The sequence below is a fragment of the Streptomyces sp. NPDC046349 genome (assembly GCF_055587885.1).
Window position 1 is genome coordinate 409,606 of sequence record NZ_JBVJFK010000005.1, and the last position, 16,483, is coordinate 426,088.

Below are 16,483 nucleotides of genomic sequence, written 5' to 3' on the forward strand. Positions count from 1 at the left end.
ATCGGCCGCCGAGTGGTGACAGACCCCCGTCCGACCCGGTAGGCAGGGCTTCATGACCACCGAACCGCTGCCCCTGGACGGCATCACCGTCGTCGCCGTCGAACAGGCCGTCTCGGCCCCCTTCGCCACCCGCCAGCTCGCCGACCTCGGAGCCAGGGTGATCAAGGTCGAGCGTCCCGACGGCGGCGACTTCGCCCGTGGGTACGACACCGCCGCGCACGGCCTCGCCTCGCACTTCGTGTGGGCGAACCGGGGCAAGGAGTCGATCGCGCTCGACCTGAAGGACCCCCGCGGGCGTGAGGTGCTGCACGGCCTGCTGGCCGACGCGGACGTCTTCGTACAGAACCTCGCCCAGGGGGCCGCCGCCCGCCTCGGGCTCGACTCGGCCGCACTCTGCGCCCGCTACCCGCGGCTGGTCGCCGTGGACGTGTCCGGGTACGGCGCGCAGGGCCCGTACGCCCACAAGCGCGCCTACGACATGCTGGTGCAGTGCGAGGCGGGGCTGGTGTCGGTGACCGGCACCCCGGAGCAGCCCGTCAAGGCGGGGATCCCTGCGGCCGACATCGCGGCGGCCATGTACGCCTTCTCCGGGGTGCTGGCCGCGCTGCTGCGGCGCGGCGTCACCGGCCGCGGCGGCCGGGTGGAGGTGTCCATGCTGGACTCGCTCGCCGAATGGATGGGGCACCCCCTGCACCACACGATGCACGGCGGGGAGCAGCCGGTGCGCACGGGGCTCGCACACGCGGTGATCGCCCCGTACGACGCCTACGCGACGGCGGACGGGGACCGGGTGCTGCTGTCGGTGCAGAACGACCGCGAGTGGCGGCGCCTCACACAACAGGTACTGGAACGGCCCGAGTTGGCCGAGGATCCGGCGTACGCGACGAACACGGCGCGGGCAATGAACCGGGAGGGGACCGACGCGGTCGTGGCGGAGGCGCTGGGCGGGCTGGACGCGGACGAGGCGATCGCGCGACTGGAGGCCGCGGGCATCGCCTGCGCGCGGCTGAACTCGGTGGCCCAACTGGCCGGGCACCCGCAGCTCGCAGCCCGGGACCGGTGGCGGGAGGTGGGATCGCCGGTCGGTCCGCTGCGGGCCCTGCTGCCGCCGATCGGGCTGCCGGGCGGCGCGGCACCGCACATGGGTGCGGTGCCCGCGCTGGGTGAGCACACCGATGACCTCCTGCGCGCCCTGGGGATGGCGGGCGCACGGATCTCGGAACTGCGCCGGGACGGTGTGATCGCTTAGGGCCGGGTGGCCGGATGCCGGGAGGGCGAACGGCCGCGGGTGCGGGGTCTGTTACGAGCGGCGGCTGCCGAAGAGCGTGCGACGCAGGCGGCGCAGCGGCGCGAAGAGCGAGACGCGCGCGCTCCGGCTCCGCAGGCGGTGTGTGTGGTCGCGGGAGGTGAGCTCGCGCATCAGCAGCGTCGCCTCCGCGGTCTCCCGGTGCGGGACGGCGGGTCCGCCCAGCACGGCGAGGTGGCGGTCGAGGCGCGAGCTGGTCGCACTGCTGCCGCAAGTGATGGCAGGCACGCGAGGCGGCCTGCTGCGCATTGCTATCTGTTCCATGATCTCTCCCCACCCGTACGAGGGCACCCGGCCCGGGCAGGTTAACCCTATCGCCCCCGCGTTGCCCGCGGGTATCCCGGTGGTGTGAATTACCCCTGCGGGGACAGGGAGTTGACGATTACTCAGCGGAGTCGCCCGTTACTCTCCGCACAGAAGCGAACGCGGACATCACGCTCCGGAAGAGCTCGGCGCGAGTCTCGTCACGACAGGGGCCGCCCGACGCCCACTGCGCTAACTTGGAGTGACCGGTCGATGACGCATGGGCGCACGGAAGCACTCGGGGGGCTCGCGTGAGTGAGGAATCCAACTCCGATCGTGTCGTCTCCGGCCGCTACCGGCTGCTGGAGCAGATCGGCCGCGGCGGGATGGGCGTGGTGTGGCGGGCCCGGGACGAGGTGCTGGCCCGCGACGTGGCCGTCAAGGAGGTGCGCGCACCCGCCGGGCTGGACCCCGCCGAACTCGGGCGCATGTACCGACGCCTGGAGCGGGAGGCCTGGGCCGCCGCCCGGGTCTCGCACCGCGGGGTGGTCACCGTGTACGACGTGGCCTCCGAGGACGGCCGGCCCTGGATCGTGATGGAGCTCGTGCGCGGGCTCTCGCTCGCCGACGTGCTGGAGGCGGAGGGGCCGATGACCCCGCAGCGCGCCGCGCACATCGGGGAGCAGGTGCTGGCCGCGCTGCGCTCCGCGCACGATTCGGGGGTGCTGCACCGGGACGTGAAGCCGGCCAACGTGCTGATCGCCAACGACGGCCGGGTGGTGCTCAGCGACTTCGGGATCGCGAGTCTGGAGGGCTCCTCCGCCATCACCATGACGGGCGAGGTCGTCGGATCCCCTGAATTCCTCTCTCCTGAGCGGCCGTTGGGGCGCGAACCCGGCCCCGGGTCGGACCTGTGGTCGCTCGGGGTCATGCTCTACGCCTGCGTCGAGGGGGTCTCGCCGTTCCGGCAGGCCACCGCACTGGACACGCTGCGGGCCGTGGTGGACGAGGAGCCGCCCCCGGCGCGCCGGGCCGGCCCGCTGGAGCCCGCCCTGGCCGGGCTGCTGCGCAAGGACCCCGCGGAGCGGCTGGACGCGGCGGAGGCGGCCCGGATGCTGCGGGTGGTGGCCGCGGGCGGTGCCGTACGGGTCTCCGGCGGGACGGTGTCGGGACCGGGCGCACCGATGCCGACGGCACGCCTCGGGCACGAACCGCGGGGCGGCGGGCCGTACGGGCCGTCGCCGGCTCCGGCGCCCGAACCGGTTCCGGCGAGCGGGCCGGTGCCGGGGGCCGGGCCCGGGCAGGGCCGGGGCGCGGCCGGGCCGGTGCTCTTCGCCGGGATCGTGGTGCTGCTGCTCGCCCTGGGCGTACTGGGGTGGGTGCTGCTCAGGGATCTCGGGGACGAGGGCGGCCGCAGCGGGACCGGGGGCGCCCCGACGGGCCCGGCCACCACACCGGCCGCCACCACGGCGAGGGCGCCGACGTCCGCGCCCGCATCGCCCTCGGCTCCGACCTCGCCCACCGCGGGCCGACACGTCTCGGTGTACGTCGACGCGGTGCGCACCAGGTACACCGGTAGCTGTCCGCCGCCCGCCGGGCACGCGCCCGCCTTCAGCGCGACGGTCGAGGTGGAGCGGGTCCCGGTGGTGCTCGAGTACCGCTGGGCCACGCGGAGCGGTCGGACGTCCGGGCCCGGCTGGCAGTCCGTCACGTACGAGGCGGCCGGGCCGAAGAGCCGGCGGCTGGAGCACACCGAGTTCACGCACGTCCCCGGTGAGGTCTTCGAGGACGCGATCCGGCTGGAGGTGCGGGGACCGGCGGAGGCCGCCACGGACTGGGTGGCGACCTCCGTCGCGTGCGAGAGGGCGACCCCGTCGGGCGGGGCCTCCTCCCCCGGCGCGAGCGCGTCCCCGGTGTCGCCGACGGCGAGTGCGGCGGCGACCCCGGAGGCGGGCGGGTCGGATCAGGCGGCGTTGGTGAGGACGGGCAGGTAGCCGCCGGACTGCCCGGCGGCGGTCGGGTGGTAGGACTCGGCCATGTTCAGCCAGTTGACGCTGTGCAGCCACGGGCTGCCGGAGCAGATCTCGTGGCCCGTGAAGGATCCGGCGACCGAGGCGAAGGTGAAGCCGTGGTTCGCGGCGCGTTTGGCGATGGCGGCGTTGAGGTGGTCGGCCGCGCCGTTGATGGCGGCGCGCTCGGCCTCGCTCAGACCCGTCGTGCAGGTGCCGTTCAGCTTGTAGAAGCGGGGATAGCCGAGGACGACGACGCGGGCGGCGGGTGCCCGGCTGTCGATGGCGCTGTAGACCTGGTCGAGCAGGCCGGGGAGGGTGGAGTCCACGTAGGCCTTGGCCTGGTTCACGCGGTTGACACAGGTGGATTCGGACTGGAGCACACAGGTCGTCATGACGTCGGCGAACCCGGCGTCGTTGCCGCCGATGGTGATGCTGACCAGGTCGGTTCCGGAGTTGAGGGGACCGAGCTGGCCGGAGAGCACGTCACCCGTACGGGCGCCGGAGCAGGCGGTGAAGGCGAAGGTCTGCGGGGAGTGGGCCGCGGCCCAGAGGGCGGGGTAGGCGCGGGTCGTGCGCTTGCAGTTGCCGCTGGCGCCGTCGTAGTTGCCGGCGCCGAGGCCGGAGGAATACGAGTCGCCGAGGGCGACGTAGCCGAAGTCGGCCTGGGTGGCGGCCGCCTGGCCGGCACCGAACAGCACGGCGCCCGCGGCGAGTAAGAGGGAGGAGGTCAGGGCAGCGAAGCGCGACATTCTGTTGCTCATGTGTGCGGCTCCTTGTGGGGGTTACTCCTGAGTCCGTGGTACAAGCAGCCGAGGGTTGCCGGAAGTGTCCATGCCAAGAATGTTCGGGGCAGAGTTGCGGCCGGAATCTTCACCCGCCCTGCGTTTGAAGAGGGAACTTGGCACCCGATCCGGCGAAACACGGGTGCACGAGGGCACCTCGTGCCGGATCATGGGCGCCATGCCAGCCAACCCGCATGACGCGCTGCCGATCCGGCTCAACGTCGACGACAGCGATTCACCGTCGGACGTCGTCGACGCTCTGTTCCTCGGCCGGTTCGCCTCGGGCGAGCAGCCGTACTCGCACAGCGTGTCGATCGAGCGGGTCAAGGCGGAGGCGACTCTCCTGCCTGCGGAGGCCACGGTGTTGCGCTCGGCGCGCGACAGCGACCGCAGCGCCACCCTCGCCGAGGGCGAGGGCTGGACCATGCTCGTCTCCCGGTGGAGCCGGGGGGCGGACGTGACCGTGACGGCCATCAGCGACGAACTCGCCGCCGGTGTGCTCGGCAAGGCCACCGAGGGCGTGCAGGACGAGCCGGAACCGCAGCCGGAGAACGTCACGATGGGCTTCTGGTACGTCTCCCCGCGCCGAGGCCCGTACCGGACGACTCGTCAGATCGCGGCCGGGACGTGGGCGGAGGTGCGGCCCAACTACACCGCACCGGTCGCCGGGGCCATGGACCGGCTGATGAAGGTGACCCCGGACGACATCGCGGGCCGGCTGCTCCTGTTGCACGGGCCGCCGGGCACGGGCAAGACCTCCGCCCTGCGCACGCTGGCCCGCTCCTGGCGGGACTGGTGCCAGGTGGACTGCGTCCTGGACCCCGAGCGGCTGTTCAACGACGTCGGCTACCTGATGGACATCGCGATCGGCGAGGACGAGGGCACGGCGAAGGGCCGCTGGCGGCTCCTGCTGCTGGAGGACTGCGACGAACTGATCCGCGGCGAGGCCCGGCACACGGCCGGCCAGGCGTTGTCGCGGCTGCTGAACCTGACGGACGGCCTGCTCGGCCAGGGCCGCAACGTCCTGGTCGGCGTGACGACCAACGAGGACCTGGAACGGCTCCACCCCGCCGTGGTCCGCCCCGGACGCTGCCTCGCCCGCATCGAGGTCGGCCGGCTGACCCACCGGGAGGCGGTGGACTGGCTGGGCACCGAAGAGGGCGTCTCCCGCGAGGGCGCCACCCTGGCCGAACTCTTCGCCCTGCGTCGCGGCACGGGCCCGGCCGCGGTCCTGCCCCCGCAGCCCCACTCCGAGGCGGGCCTCTACCTCTAGTGCTGCGGCGGAAAGGCCTGCCGGGGCGCGGCGTCCGGTGCGGTGCATCGCAAGGCGGAGGACCAGGGCTCGTCAGAACCAGCACCGCGTCAGAACCAGCACCGCCGGCGTTAGAGGCGCGGGGGTGCGGCGGCGGAGCCCCGCGAGCCGGGCCGCGGCAGGCCCCAGGCCGCCAGGCCGCCAGCCTCGGGCCGCGGCAGATCCCGGGGGCCCAGGCCACGGGCCCCGGGGCGCTACTTCGCGGCGTACCTGGCCCGGAGGGCTTCGGTCGCGGCGGAGACCGCCTCGGCCTCCGTCAGCCCCAGCCGGTGCACCCGCTCCGCGAACGCCTGCGCGGCCGACGCGGCCTCGCGCGCCGCGCCCTCCCCGGCCGCGGCGACGAAGGTCCCGTTGCGGCCCCGCGTCTCGATCACCCCGTCGGCCTCCAGCGCCCGATAGGCCTTCGCGACGGTGTTGGCGGCCAGCCCCAGGTCCTCCGCCAGCCCCCGTACCGTCGGCAGCTTGAAGCCGGCCGGCAGCTTCCCGGACCGGGCCCGGGCGGCGATCTGGGCGCGCAGCTGTTCGTACGGGGCGGCCGACCCGGCCGAGCCGTCGATGGTGATCTTCAGGTTCGTCGAGCTCACGGGCCTGATTGTCCACCATCGGCGGTTAATTGGGAGGCGCCGGGCGGGCGGGCGCGCATAGCGTCTGCCCCATGACTGTTCTGATCCGCGATCTCCGTCCGGACGACCTCCAGGACGTGGAGTCGGTGGTGCGGGTACGCCGCGCGGCCCTGCCGTTCCTGATCACCAGTGCCGGGGACGTCACCCACGAACTCGCCGGCGCCCACCCGGACAGGCACCACCGCGTCCTCGTCGCCGAGACCCCCGACGGCGAGGTCGTCGGCAGCGCCCAGACGGGTATCGCCCACGACAGCCCCCGGCCGGGCCAGGGATACGTCAACGCGTACGTCGACCCCGCCCGCCGGGGCAGCGGCGCGGGCCGGCTCCTCCTGCGCGCGGCCGAGGAGCACCTCGCCGCCCGGGGCGCGGTGGACTCCTACGCCTGGGTCCTCGACGAGCCCGCGCACCGCGCCTTCGCCGAGCGGCACGGCTACCGGCCCGGCCGCTCGGCGCACTTCCTGCGCCTGGACCTGACCGCGGCCGTGCTGCCCCCGCTCCCGGAGGCCCTCCCGGCGGGGGTGGAGCTGCTGCCCGCCGACGCCTTCACCCGGGACCCCCGCCCCCTCTTCGAGATCGACGCGGAGACCACGGCCGACGAACCGAGTGACGTGGGAGCCGAGCTCGACGACTACGAGGACTGGCTGACCCACACCTGGCACAACCCCTGCCTCGACAAGGAGCTGACGACCGTCGCCCTGGTCGACGGGAAGGCGGTGGCCTTCAGCGCCGCCCAGACCGACGGCGCCACCCGCTACGCCTCGGCCATGACCGGGACGCTGCGCGCCTTCCGCGGCCGCGGCCTGGCCAAGCTCGCCAAGAACACCTCCCTGCACCGGGCCCGCGCGGCCGGCTACACGGAGGCGTTCACGGGCAACGACGCCGGCAACGACCCGATGCTCGCCATCAACCGGTGGTTCGGGTACGAGATCTGCGCGACCGAGACGCACTACACGAGGAGGCTTGGGACCCAGTGGCCGAGCAGCTGACCGTCGTCCTGACCAAGGCGGGCAGGACCAGGATCCGCTATCCGGCGACGCGGGTCGCGGACGACGGCGACCGCATCTCCGTACGGGCCCCGTGGGCTGCGGAGGGCGTACGGGACTTCGGCTTCGTCCGCTTCGAGCCGGGCGACGTGTTCGTCGAGCACTTCTGGCGCACCCGCTGGTACGCGGTCAAGGAGGTACGCACGGGTGACGGCGTCCTGAAGGGCTGGTACTGCGACGTGACGCGACCGGTCCACGTCCAGAGCGGGGAGATCCTCGTGGAGGACCTCGACCTCGACCTGTGGGTCTCGGCGGACGGGACATCCGTACTGCGGCTGGACGAGGACGAGTTCGCCGCGAGCGGGCTCGCCACGAGCGACCCGGAGGCGGCGGCCCAGGCCGTCCGCGCCCTGGACGCCCTGGACGACCAGGCCCGTTCGGCGTCCGGCCTGTCCGCGCTCCTGAGGTAGAGCGGCTCTTCCCCGTGGGTCGGGGGCGGTTCCTCATGGCGCTCTTTTCCCCTCCTTAAGCGGAGCCTAAGGATCCTTCCGTGGGGCCTCCGTACGGCGAAAAGGCGTGGTCCGGGGGCTAGCTTGGCGGGGCCAGGACAGGAAGGGCCGGTCGTGGCGCCGCCGGGGGGCGGCGCCACCGAGCCCGATTTCCGCAGGCGCGCCCCGCCTTGCCCGAAGGAGATCCACTCATGCCCGCACGCCGCCGTACCGTGACGCCGGTCCGTATCGCCGCCGCCGGTCTCGCCCCGCTCGCGCTGGCCGCGTACGCCGCCGGGCCCGCGGCCGCCCACGGTTCGATGACGGACCCCGTCAGCCGGGTCGCGGCGTGCTACGCGGAGGGTCCGGAGTCGCCGAGGTCGGCGGCCTGCAAGGCGGCGGTCGCCGCGAGCGGGGCCCAGGCGTTCTACGACTGGAACGCCGTCAACATCGCCAACGCCGCCGGGAACCACCGGGCGCTGATCCCGAACGGCCAGCTGTGCTCCGCAGGCAACGACAAGTACCAGGGCCTGGACCTCGCCCGCGGCGACTGGCCGGCCAGCCCGATCTCCGCCGGTCCGCACACCTTCCGCTACAAGGGGACGGCCCCGCACAAGGGCTCCTTCGAGCTGTACGTGACGAAGGACGGCTACGACCCGTCGAAGCCGCTGAAGTGGTCCGACCTGGAGCCCGCGCCGTTCGCGAAGGCCACCGACCCGGGCATGCAGAACGGCGACTACGTCTTCTCCGGGACCGTCCCGAACAAGTCCGGCCGTCACCTGATCTACAGCATCTGGCAGCGCTCCGACAGCCCGGAGGCCTTCTACACCTGCTCGGACGTGGTCTTCGGCAAGGACAACGGCGGCAACGGCAGCAACGGCGTTACGGGAGCCTCCCCCAGCACCAAGCCCGGCACCGGCACCGGCACCGGCACCGGCAGCGGGTCGAAGCCGTCCGACAAGCCTTCCGCCCCCACCGACCAGCAGATCGCCGACGGCGCCGGCAAGTCCTCGGTGGAGCACAACGGCCACGGCAACAACGACCCGAAGACGAACGGCGCGGCCGGCGCCTCCCTCCCGTCCCCGTCCTCGTCCGCCCCCGCGAACCCGGCTGAGCCGGGCGCGCCGGCGGGCGGCAACCTGGCGGAGACCGGCGGCAACAGCGCCACCCCCTCCATCGCCGTCGCCGGGGCCGGCGCCCTGGCCGTCGGCGCGGCCGTGCTGTTCGCGATGGCCCGCCGCCGTGCGACGACGGCGGGCCGCCACGGCCGCTAGTCGAACCGGACGTCCCCCCGAGCGGACCGCCCGCGCCCGGTCAGTCGAAGACCGAGGCGCAGGTGGTCCGTTCGGCATTGGCCGGGTCGAGGGCGTTGACCGCCTCGTGCCAGGCGATCCGGTCGGTGAGCCCGATGGCCACGTGCTCCGACAGGTCCAGGAAGCACAGGTCCTGGAGCACGACGTTGCGTACGTTCGGCCCCTCCAGGAAGCCGCTCCGGTACGGCGTCACCACCTCGTCGTACTTGGTGGCGATCACCGTGTACTTCACCCCGGGCACGGTGTCCCCGCCCTCGTTGAGCTTCTGCAGGAAGGCGGAGCCGGCGATCTGGTCGGCGAGGCCCGGCGTCGCACTGCTGATCAGGTCCTCGGCCCCGGGGAAGTACGGGAGGAGCTTGGTGAAGCCGAGCAGGGTGGTGCCGTGGTTGTCGGGGGCGAGCCCGACCAGGGCGTTCACCTTCTCCGCACCGCCGAGGAACTTCAGGTAGTAGCGCGGCATCATGCCGCCCTGTGAGTGCCCGATGATGTCGGTCTTGGACGCGCCGGTCGAGGCGAGCACCTTGTCGACGAAGACGTCGAGCTGTTCGGCGGACTTGTCGATGGGGCCGAGCCCGTTGAAGAAGGGCACGCCGGGCAGCTGGCCGTAGTCGAGCGAGTAGACGCAGTACCCGCGGTGCACGAGGTACGGGGCGAGGCCGAGCCAGTTGTCCCAGGAGTTGCCGAAGGTTCCGTGGACGAGGACGACAGGGCGCGGATGGGCGGCGGACGGCTTGCAGGACCAGTTGTTCCAGCCGCTGGTGGGGGCGGATGCGGCGTGCGCTGCGCCGGTGGGGGCGACGAGCGCGGCGGCGGTGAGGGTGAGGACGGCCAGCGGGCGGAGCAGGCGTCTCCAGGGCAGCATCGTGTGATCTCCTTGCGGTCGACTCAAGGGGATGAGCGTGGGGATTCGTCCCGTGATCCGGATCACAAGGGGGCGCTGCTGACGCTAAATTACGTGTGAGTAGCAACACAGGGAAGTTACGCGTCGGTAAAAACTCGCGTGTCGTCCGACCGCCCGTCAGGCGGCCAGCGTGCCGCGGGCGATGGCGTGCGGGCCGAAGCGCGAACGGACCCGGTCCGTGACGGCCTCCAGGCGGCGGGCCTTCTCGTCCTCGGGGTCGAGACTGAGCTGCCGCACGGCCCGTTCGGCCGGGATCAGCTCCTCGGCCCGCAGGGACAGCGCCCGGACGCGGGCCCGTTGCAGGCCGAGGCCGTCGTACAGCGCGTAGGCCGTGCCGGTCAGGGCCGCCGAGTGCGCGGTGGGTTCGGCCAGGGTGCGGGTCCGGGTCAGCGTGGTGCGGTCGGCGCAGCGGACGGTGAGCGTCAGGGCGCGGCACACCCGCCCGCCCTCTTGTGTACGAAGCTTCGCGCCGAGTTCCTCGGTCAGCGAGAGCAGGGCCCGCCGGTGCCGTGCGGGATCCAGCTCGTCCCGGTCGAAGAGCCGCTCGGCGGCTATGGCGCGGGCGGCGGCGCCCGGCCGGACGGCGGTCCGGTCGATCCCGAGGGCGCGCTCGTGCACCTCGCGGCCGAGCCGGGCGCCGAGGATCCGCCGCAGGGCGGCGGGCGGGGCGGCGGCGACCCGGCCGACGGAGTCGAGGCCGTAGGAGCACAGGGTGCGGGCGGCCTTCGCGCCGACCCCGTCGAGTGCGGTGACGGGTTTGTCCGCCAGGAAGTCCCTCACGGCGGTGGGGTCCTCGGGGAGCACCAGGGTGCCGCCGGGCCGGGCCTCGCGGGCTGCCGCCCGGGCCAGCATGGGGTTGCCGGCCACGCCTACGGCGGCGTCCACGCCGTACAGGGCGAGGGCCCGGACCCGGATCACGGCGGCCAGCCGGCGGGCGTCGCAGCCGAAGTAGCGCAGCGCGCCCCGGACGTCGGCGAGGGCGGCGTCCGGCGGCAGGGCCTGCACGGCCGGGGTGATCCCGCCGAGCAGCGCGAGCACCCCGGCGTACTCGCGCGCCCCGAGCGGTCCTCCGCCGGCGGGGTGCAGCCGCAGGCACATCACGGCCTTCCCGGTGGTGCTCATCCCGCGCTCCCCGGGCTGGAGTGCCACAGCTTGCGGCCGGTGGCGGGGCCGGTGCCCGGCGGCTGGAGATCGGCCCAGGGGTTCATCTCGTACCCCGTGGGCATGCGGATCGTGCGCCCGGGCCCCTTCGCCGCCGGCTCCCCGCCGGCCGCGTCCCCGCCTGCGGCGGCGGCCGGGCCGCCGGCGCCGTTGCCGGCCGGGCCGCCCGAGCCGTGGCCGGCCGGCTCGGCGAGGCGGGCCGCGACCGCGTCCAGGCCGCCCGCCGCCCGCAGTTCCACCAGCTCCGCCAGGTTCCACGCCGCCGCCCCGACCACGCTCAGGCTCTGCGGGCCCCTGCGCTGCACGACACCGCGCACCAGCAGCAGGAAGGAGTGGAAGACGGTGTGCGCGCACCGCTCGTGGCTGTCGTCGAAGAAGGCCAGGTCGACCAGGCCGGTGCCGTCGTCCAGCGTCGTGAAGATGACCCGCTTCCCGGACCGGATGGGCGGGGTCTGGGTGGCCGCCTTGGCGCCCGCGACGAGCACGGTCTGCCCGTGCTCGGCCTCCCGCAGCCGGCGCGCCGGGGTCACACCCAGCTCGGTCAGGAAGGCGTGGTGGTCGCCCATCAGGTGCCGCGAGGCGTCCATGCCGAGGACGCCCAGCTCGGCGCTGAGCCGTTCCGCGTCGCTCAGGTCGGGCAGCCCGACGGATGCCGTGGACCGGCCGCCCTCCAGCGGGAGTTGACGGCCGCGTACGCCCGCCGCCCGCTGCGCTCCGTGCAGTTCGGTCAAGTGCAGGAGCAGGTCGCGCCGGTTGGTGCCGAACGAGTCCAAGGCGCCCACCTGGGCGAGCCGTTCGGCGACCGGGCGTCCCGGATGCGCCCGGTCCCAGAAGTCGCGCAGGGAGGCGTACGGCTGCCCGGCCTCGATCCGGTCCGCCTCCGCCCCGCTGATGCCGTGGACGTCGGCGAGCCCCAGCCGCAGCCCCCACACCCCACCTGTATCGGACACCAGTTCGATGCGATGGGCGACGGCCGACCGGTTCACGTCCAGCGGCAGCACCGGCACGCCCCGCCGGCGCGCGTCCGCCAGCAGCAGCCGCTTGGGGTACATCCCCGGATCGTGGGTCAGCAGCCCGGCGTAGAAGGCCGCCGGGTGGTGCGCCTTGAGCCAGGCCGACTGGTAGGTGGGCACGGCGAAGGCCACCGCGTGCGCCTTGCAGAAGCCGTAGCTGCCGAAGGCCTCCACGATCTCCCAGGTACGGGCGATCACTTCCACCGAATAGCCGCGCTCGGCCGCCTTGGCCGCGAACCAGACCTTGATCCGCGCCTGCGACGGCGGGTCGGACAGCCCGCGTCGCACGCGGTCCGCCTCGTCCCGCCCACAGCCGGTCATGACGTCCACGATCTCGATGATCTGCTCGTGGAAGACCACCACCCCGTAGGTCTCGCGCAGCGCGTCGGCCAGGTCCGGGTGCGGGAAGCGCACCGGCGCCCGCCCGTGCCGGGCCTCGATGAAGGGCCGCACCATGTCGGCGGCCACCGGCCCGGGGCGGAAGAGGGAGATGTCGACGACCAGGTCGTGGAAGGTCGACGGCTGGAGCCGCCCCACCAGGTCCCGCTGACCCGGCGATTCGATCTGGAAGCAGCCCAGCGTCTCGGCTGAACGGATCAGCTCGTACGTGGCCCGGTCGCCCGGCGGCACCTGCGCAGGGTCGTCCAGGTCGAGCTCCTCCCCCGTGCCGCGCCGGATCTCCGCGACCGCGTGCGCCATCGCGGACTGCATCCGCACGCCCAGCACGTCCAGCTTGAGCAGACCGAGCTCCTCCACGTCGTCCTTGTCGAACTGGGACATGGGAAAGCCCTCGCCGCTGGTGGGGACCACCGGCGTACGGGCGAGCAGCGAGGCGTCGGAGAGGAGCACCCCGCACGGGTGCATGGCGATCCCGCGCGGCAGCGCGTCCAGCGATTCGACGAGCTCCCACAGCCGCCCGTACGACTGTCCGCGTACGTCGCGCAGTTCGGGCAGCTCCTCCAGCGCGGCGCGGGCGTCGCGGGCCCGGATGTGCGGGAAGGCCTTGGCGAGCCGGTCGACGACGGCCGGGTCCATGGACAGGGCGGCGCCGACGTCGCGGACGGCGTGGCGGACCCGGTAGGTCTCGGGCATGGAGACAGTGGCGACGCGCTCGGCTCCGAACCGGTCGATGATCCGCCGGTAGACCTCCAGCCTGCGGGCGGACTCCACGTCGATGTCGATGTCGGGCAGGACGCGCCGGCGTTTGGACAGGAAGCGCTCCATCAGCAGGCCGTGCTCGACGGGGTCGGCGTGCGCGATCCCGAGCAGGTGGTTGACGAGGGAGCCGGCGCCGGAGCCGCGGGCCGCCACCCGGATGCCCATCTCCCGCACGTCGTCGACCACCTGGGCAACCGTCAGGAAGTACGAGGCGAAGCCGTGGTGGGCGATGATGTCGAGTTCGTGGTGCATCCGCTCCCAGTAGGCGGGGTCGCCCGCGTAGCCGCGCAGCACCATGCCGGCAGAGGCCCTGGAGGCGAGGACCCGCTGGGCGCTGCGGTGGGCGGCGCCGACGAGCCGCGCCTCGGGGAAGTGCACGGAGCCGATGCCGAGGTCGTCCTCGGGATCCACGGTGCAGGCCTCGGCGGTGTGCCGGGTCTGCGCGAGCAGGCGTCTGGCGTCCGCGGGGCCGAGGCCGGCCGCCCGGGCGATCAGGTCGGCCGTCTCGGCCATGGCGGCGGGGGCCTTGAGCCAGCGCTCGCCGGTGTCGAGGGGCCCGCGGCGGTCGATGGGGACCAGGCGGCGGGCCGCGTCGAGGACATCGGCGACCGGGCCCTGGCCGGGGTCGGCGTAGCGGACGGCGTTCGTGAGCACGGCCGGGACGCCCTGCTCCGCGGCGAAGCCGACGGTACGGGCGGCCAGCCGCAGCGAGCCGGGGCCGGTGCCGGTGCGGCCGTGGTGGACGGCCTCCAGGCGCAGGGAGTCCCCGTAGACCTCGCGCCAGGGCGCGAGCAGCCTGGCGGCCCGGTCGGGGCGGCCCGCCGCGAGCGCCCGCCCCACCTCGGAGCCGGGCCCGAGGAGGACGAAGACGCCCTCTCCGCGCAGGGCGTCCCAGGGGACGAGCGGGACCTCGGCGGCCGTCGCGTGGGCGGCGGTGACCATCCGGCACAGCTCGGCCCAGCCGACGGCCCCGTCACGGGCCAGGAAGACGGCCCGGGCGGCGGACTCGTCCAGGAAGGCCCCTCCCTTGACGGGGGTGCGCCGCCGGTACGAGGCCTCGCCCGGAACGCCGCTCGCGGCGGACGCGGTCGAGCCCCCCGGCCCGGCCGGTCCCGCCTCGGGAGACCCGGCGGGAGACACCGCCATGTCCGCACCGAACAACGGCCGGATGCCCGCGTCGGCACACGCCTTCGCGAACCGGACCGCGCCCGCCAGGGTGTCGCGGTCGGTCAGGGCGAGGGCGTCCATGCCCCGCTCGGCGGCACGCTCCGCCAGCCGTTCCGGGTGCGAACCTCCATAGCGCATGGAGAACCCCGAAACGGTGTGCAGATGCGTAAAACCAGGCACCCGCGGCCTCCTGCTTCGCTCGTTGAACACCACCCCCGCTCTCCACCATAGAGCAATTCGAATATCCGTGCGAAACACTTGTTCGATCACCTGAAGGGGGGTGGTCATCCGTTCGGCCCGCCCCTGCTGCGGCCCGCCCCCCGCACGCCGAGCGTGTGAGACATGACCCCGTCCCAAGGTTTCCTCGCCGAGATCAAGGACGCCGTGACCACCCGGGCGGCGCTGCTCGTCCTGGGGGTGCTGGCGCTCCAGCTCGCCTTCATCACCTCGTACATCGGGGCCTTCCACCACCCGAAGCCCAGCGAGATCCCGATCGCCGTGACCGCGCCCGCCGCGCCGGTGGCCGAGCGGTCCGCGCAGCAGCTCGGCGCCCTGCCCGGTGACCCGCTCGCCCCCCGTGTCGTCGAGGGCGAGGCAGCGGCGCTCGCACAGGTACGGGACCGGGAGGTCGACGGCGCGCTGATCATCGACCCGGCCGGCCGGACCGACCGGCTGCTGGTCGCCTCGGGCGCCGGAGCCTCGCTGTCCCAGGCCCTGGAGGAGGTCGTTGGCGCTGCCGAACGGGCCCAGGGGCGGACCGTGCGGGTCACCGACGTCGCACCGGCCGCCAAGGGCGACAGCCGCGGCCTGAGCTCCTTCTACCTCGTCATCGGCTGGTGCGTCGGCGGCTACCTGTGCGCCGCGATCCTCGCGATCAGCGCCGGCGCGCGGCCCGCCAACCCGCACCGCGCCGTCATCCGGCTCGGCGCGCTGCTCGTGTACGCGATCGCCGCCGGACTGCTCGGCGCGGTCATCGCCGGCCCCGTCCTGGACGCGCTGCCCGGCAGCATCTGGGGCCTGTGGGGGCTGGGCACCCTGGTCGTCTTCGCGGTCGGCGCGATCACCCTCGCCTTCCAGGGCCTGGCGGGGGTGATCGGCATCGGCCTCGCGATCCTGCTGGTCGTGGTGCTCGGCAACCCGAGCGCGGGCGGCGCCTACCCGTACCCGCTGCTGCCGCCGTTCTGGAGCACCATCGGGCCGGCTCTGCCGCCGGGTGCCGGTACGTACGCCGCGCGCTCCATCACGTACTTCAACGGCAACGGCGCCGGCGGACCGGTGCTGGTGCTGGCCGCCTGGGCGCTGGTCGGGGCGGCGGTCACCCTGGCCTGCGCGACCCTCCGCCGAACCCGCCCCGGCCCCCCGGTGGGCACCGACTGAACCCCTCCGGCCCGGCGGACGGCTCGACGCGGAACCGCCCGAGGTCCGGGGCGCGGGCTGCCCCTGGGCCGGTCCCCTCGCGGGGAGCGGGGCGGGATCCGGGCCCGGTGCCGATCCCCCTCGCGGGGAGCGGGGCGGAGCGGGAGCCGGGCTCGGTGCCGGGCCCCTTCGCAGGGAGCAGGGCGGGGCGGGATCCGGGCTCGGTGCCGGGCCCTCCGCGGGGAGCAGGGCGGGGCGGGATCCGGGCTCGCGTTCGGGTCGGTCGCGGGGCCGCGCAGGGGTGTCTCCTCGGCTCGGCGCGCGCGAGCCGTCACGGCTGTGAGCCGTGGTCGCGCGCTCGTCCTGCGGGGACACCCCTCCCCGTCCCCGCTCCACAGGCGCGAGCCCGGTTCCGCAAGGCAAACCCCGGCCGGGCCGGGACGGTCCGCCGGGCGGGAACCCGGCCCGCTACCGTCCCCCTCCGCAGGGAGCAGGGCGGGGCGGGATCCGGGCCCGCGTTCGGGTCGGTCGCGGGGCCGCGCAGGGGTATCTCCTCGGCTCGGCGCGCGCGGGGAGTCACGGCTGTGAGCGGTGGTTGCGCGCTCGTCCTGCGGGGACACCCCTCCCCGTCCCCGCTCCACAGGCGCGAGCCCGGTTCCGCAAGG

At 74.2% G+C, this 16,483-nt stretch carries 13 protein-coding genes; 7 read left to right on the forward strand and 6 right to left on the reverse strand.

The features are described from left to right. Positions 1-52: 52 nt before the first annotated feature. A complete protein-coding gene (locus tag ACZ6JS_RS14940; RefSeq protein ID WP_469297999.1) occupies positions 53-1,249 on the forward strand; it encodes a CaiB/BaiF CoA transferase family protein in 1,197 nt (398 codons plus the stop codon). 51 nt (positions 1,250-1,300) lie between these two features. Here ACZ6JS_RS14940 and ACZ6JS_RS14945 read toward each other — a convergent pair whose 3' ends face one another. After that, complete coding sequence (locus ACZ6JS_RS14945; RefSeq protein ID WP_076046471.1) at positions 1,301-1,570, reverse strand: hypothetical protein; 270 nt, start codon at positions 1,568-1,570, stop codon at positions 1,301-1,303. A 290-nt stretch (positions 1,571-1,860) separates the two neighbouring features. On the opposite strand from ACZ6JS_RS14945, the gene ACZ6JS_RS14950 reads away from it, so the two are divergent. After that, on the forward strand, positions 1,861-3,543 hold the full coding sequence (locus ACZ6JS_RS14950; RefSeq protein WP_469298001.1) for a serine/threonine-protein kinase: 1,683 nt from the start codon (positions 1,861-1,863) through the stop codon (positions 3,541-3,543). Here the strand turns inward: ACZ6JS_RS14950 and ACZ6JS_RS14955 are convergent. Continuing rightward, positions 3,513-4,322, reverse strand: coding sequence for an SGNH/GDSL hydrolase family protein (locus ACZ6JS_RS14955; protein ID WP_469298002.1), 810 nt, complete (start codon positions 4,320-4,322; stop codon positions 3,513-3,515). The genes ACZ6JS_RS14950 and ACZ6JS_RS14955 overlap by 31 nt on opposite strands. A gap of 199 nt (positions 4,323-4,521) precedes the next feature. Here ACZ6JS_RS14955 and ACZ6JS_RS14960 point away from each other — a divergent pair, with 199 nt between their 5' ends. Next, positions 4,522-5,616 (forward strand): DUF5925 domain-containing protein, encoded by a 1,095-nt coding sequence (locus ACZ6JS_RS14960; RefSeq protein ID WP_469298003.1) that lies wholly within the window; start codon positions 4,522-4,524, stop codon positions 5,614-5,616. Between the two features lie 233 nt (positions 5,617-5,849). Here ACZ6JS_RS14960 and ACZ6JS_RS14965 read toward each other — a convergent pair whose 3' ends face one another. Further along, on the reverse strand, positions 5,850-6,239 hold the full coding sequence (locus ACZ6JS_RS14965; RefSeq protein WP_031154007.1) for a GntR family transcriptional regulator: 390 nt from the start codon (positions 6,237-6,239) through the stop codon (positions 5,850-5,852). 71 nt (positions 6,240-6,310) lie between these two features. Between ACZ6JS_RS14965 and ACZ6JS_RS14970 the strand changes: the two genes are divergently transcribed. The 3 genes from ACZ6JS_RS14970 (at position 6,311) to ACZ6JS_RS14980 (ending at position 9,023) form a co-directional block, all read left to right on the forward strand. After that, complete coding sequence (locus ACZ6JS_RS14970; RefSeq protein WP_469298004.1) at positions 6,311-7,264, forward strand: GNAT family N-acetyltransferase; 954 nt, start codon at positions 6,311-6,313, stop codon at positions 7,262-7,264. After that, positions 7,249-7,731 carry a ribonuclease FAU-1 family protein gene (locus ACZ6JS_RS14975; RefSeq protein ID WP_469298006.1) on the forward strand — a complete coding sequence of 161 codons (483 nt, stop codon included), beginning with the start codon at positions 7,249-7,251 and terminating at the stop codon, positions 7,729-7,731. The genes ACZ6JS_RS14970 and ACZ6JS_RS14975 overlap by 16 nt, the downstream gene beginning before the upstream one ends. Before the next feature lie 230 nt (positions 7,732-7,961). Then, positions 7,962-9,023, forward strand: coding sequence for a lytic polysaccharide monooxygenase auxiliary activity family 9 protein (locus tag ACZ6JS_RS14980; protein ID WP_469298007.1), 1,062 nt, complete (start codon positions 7,962-7,964; stop codon positions 9,021-9,023). 40 nt (positions 9,024-9,063) lie between these two features. Here ACZ6JS_RS14980 and ACZ6JS_RS14985 read toward each other — a convergent pair whose 3' ends face one another. The 3 genes from ACZ6JS_RS14985 to ACZ6JS_RS14995 form a co-directional block, all read right to left on the reverse strand. Next, on the reverse strand, positions 9,064-9,924 hold the full coding sequence (locus ACZ6JS_RS14985) for an esterase/lipase family protein (protein WP_469298008.1): 861 nt from the start codon (positions 9,922-9,924) through the stop codon (positions 9,064-9,066). Positions 9,925-10,080: 156 nt separating this feature from the next. Next, positions 10,081-11,085, reverse strand: coding sequence for a DNA polymerase Y family protein (locus ACZ6JS_RS14990; RefSeq protein ID WP_469298009.1), 1,005 nt, complete (start codon positions 11,083-11,085; stop codon positions 10,081-10,083). Further along, positions 11,082-14,600, reverse strand: coding sequence for a DNA polymerase III subunit alpha (locus tag ACZ6JS_RS14995; protein ID WP_469298011.1), 3,519 nt, complete (start codon positions 14,598-14,600; stop codon positions 11,082-11,084). The genes ACZ6JS_RS14990 and ACZ6JS_RS14995 overlap by 4 nt, the downstream gene beginning before the upstream one ends. Positions 14,601-14,804: 204 nt before the next feature. Here ACZ6JS_RS14995 and ACZ6JS_RS15000 point away from each other — a divergent pair, with 204 nt between their 5' ends. Further along, a complete protein-coding gene (locus tag ACZ6JS_RS15000; protein ID WP_469298012.1) occupies positions 14,805-15,839 on the forward strand; it encodes a DUF3533 domain-containing protein in 1,035 nt (344 codons plus the stop codon). The last annotated feature ends 644 nt before the right edge of the window (positions 15,840-16,483 follow it).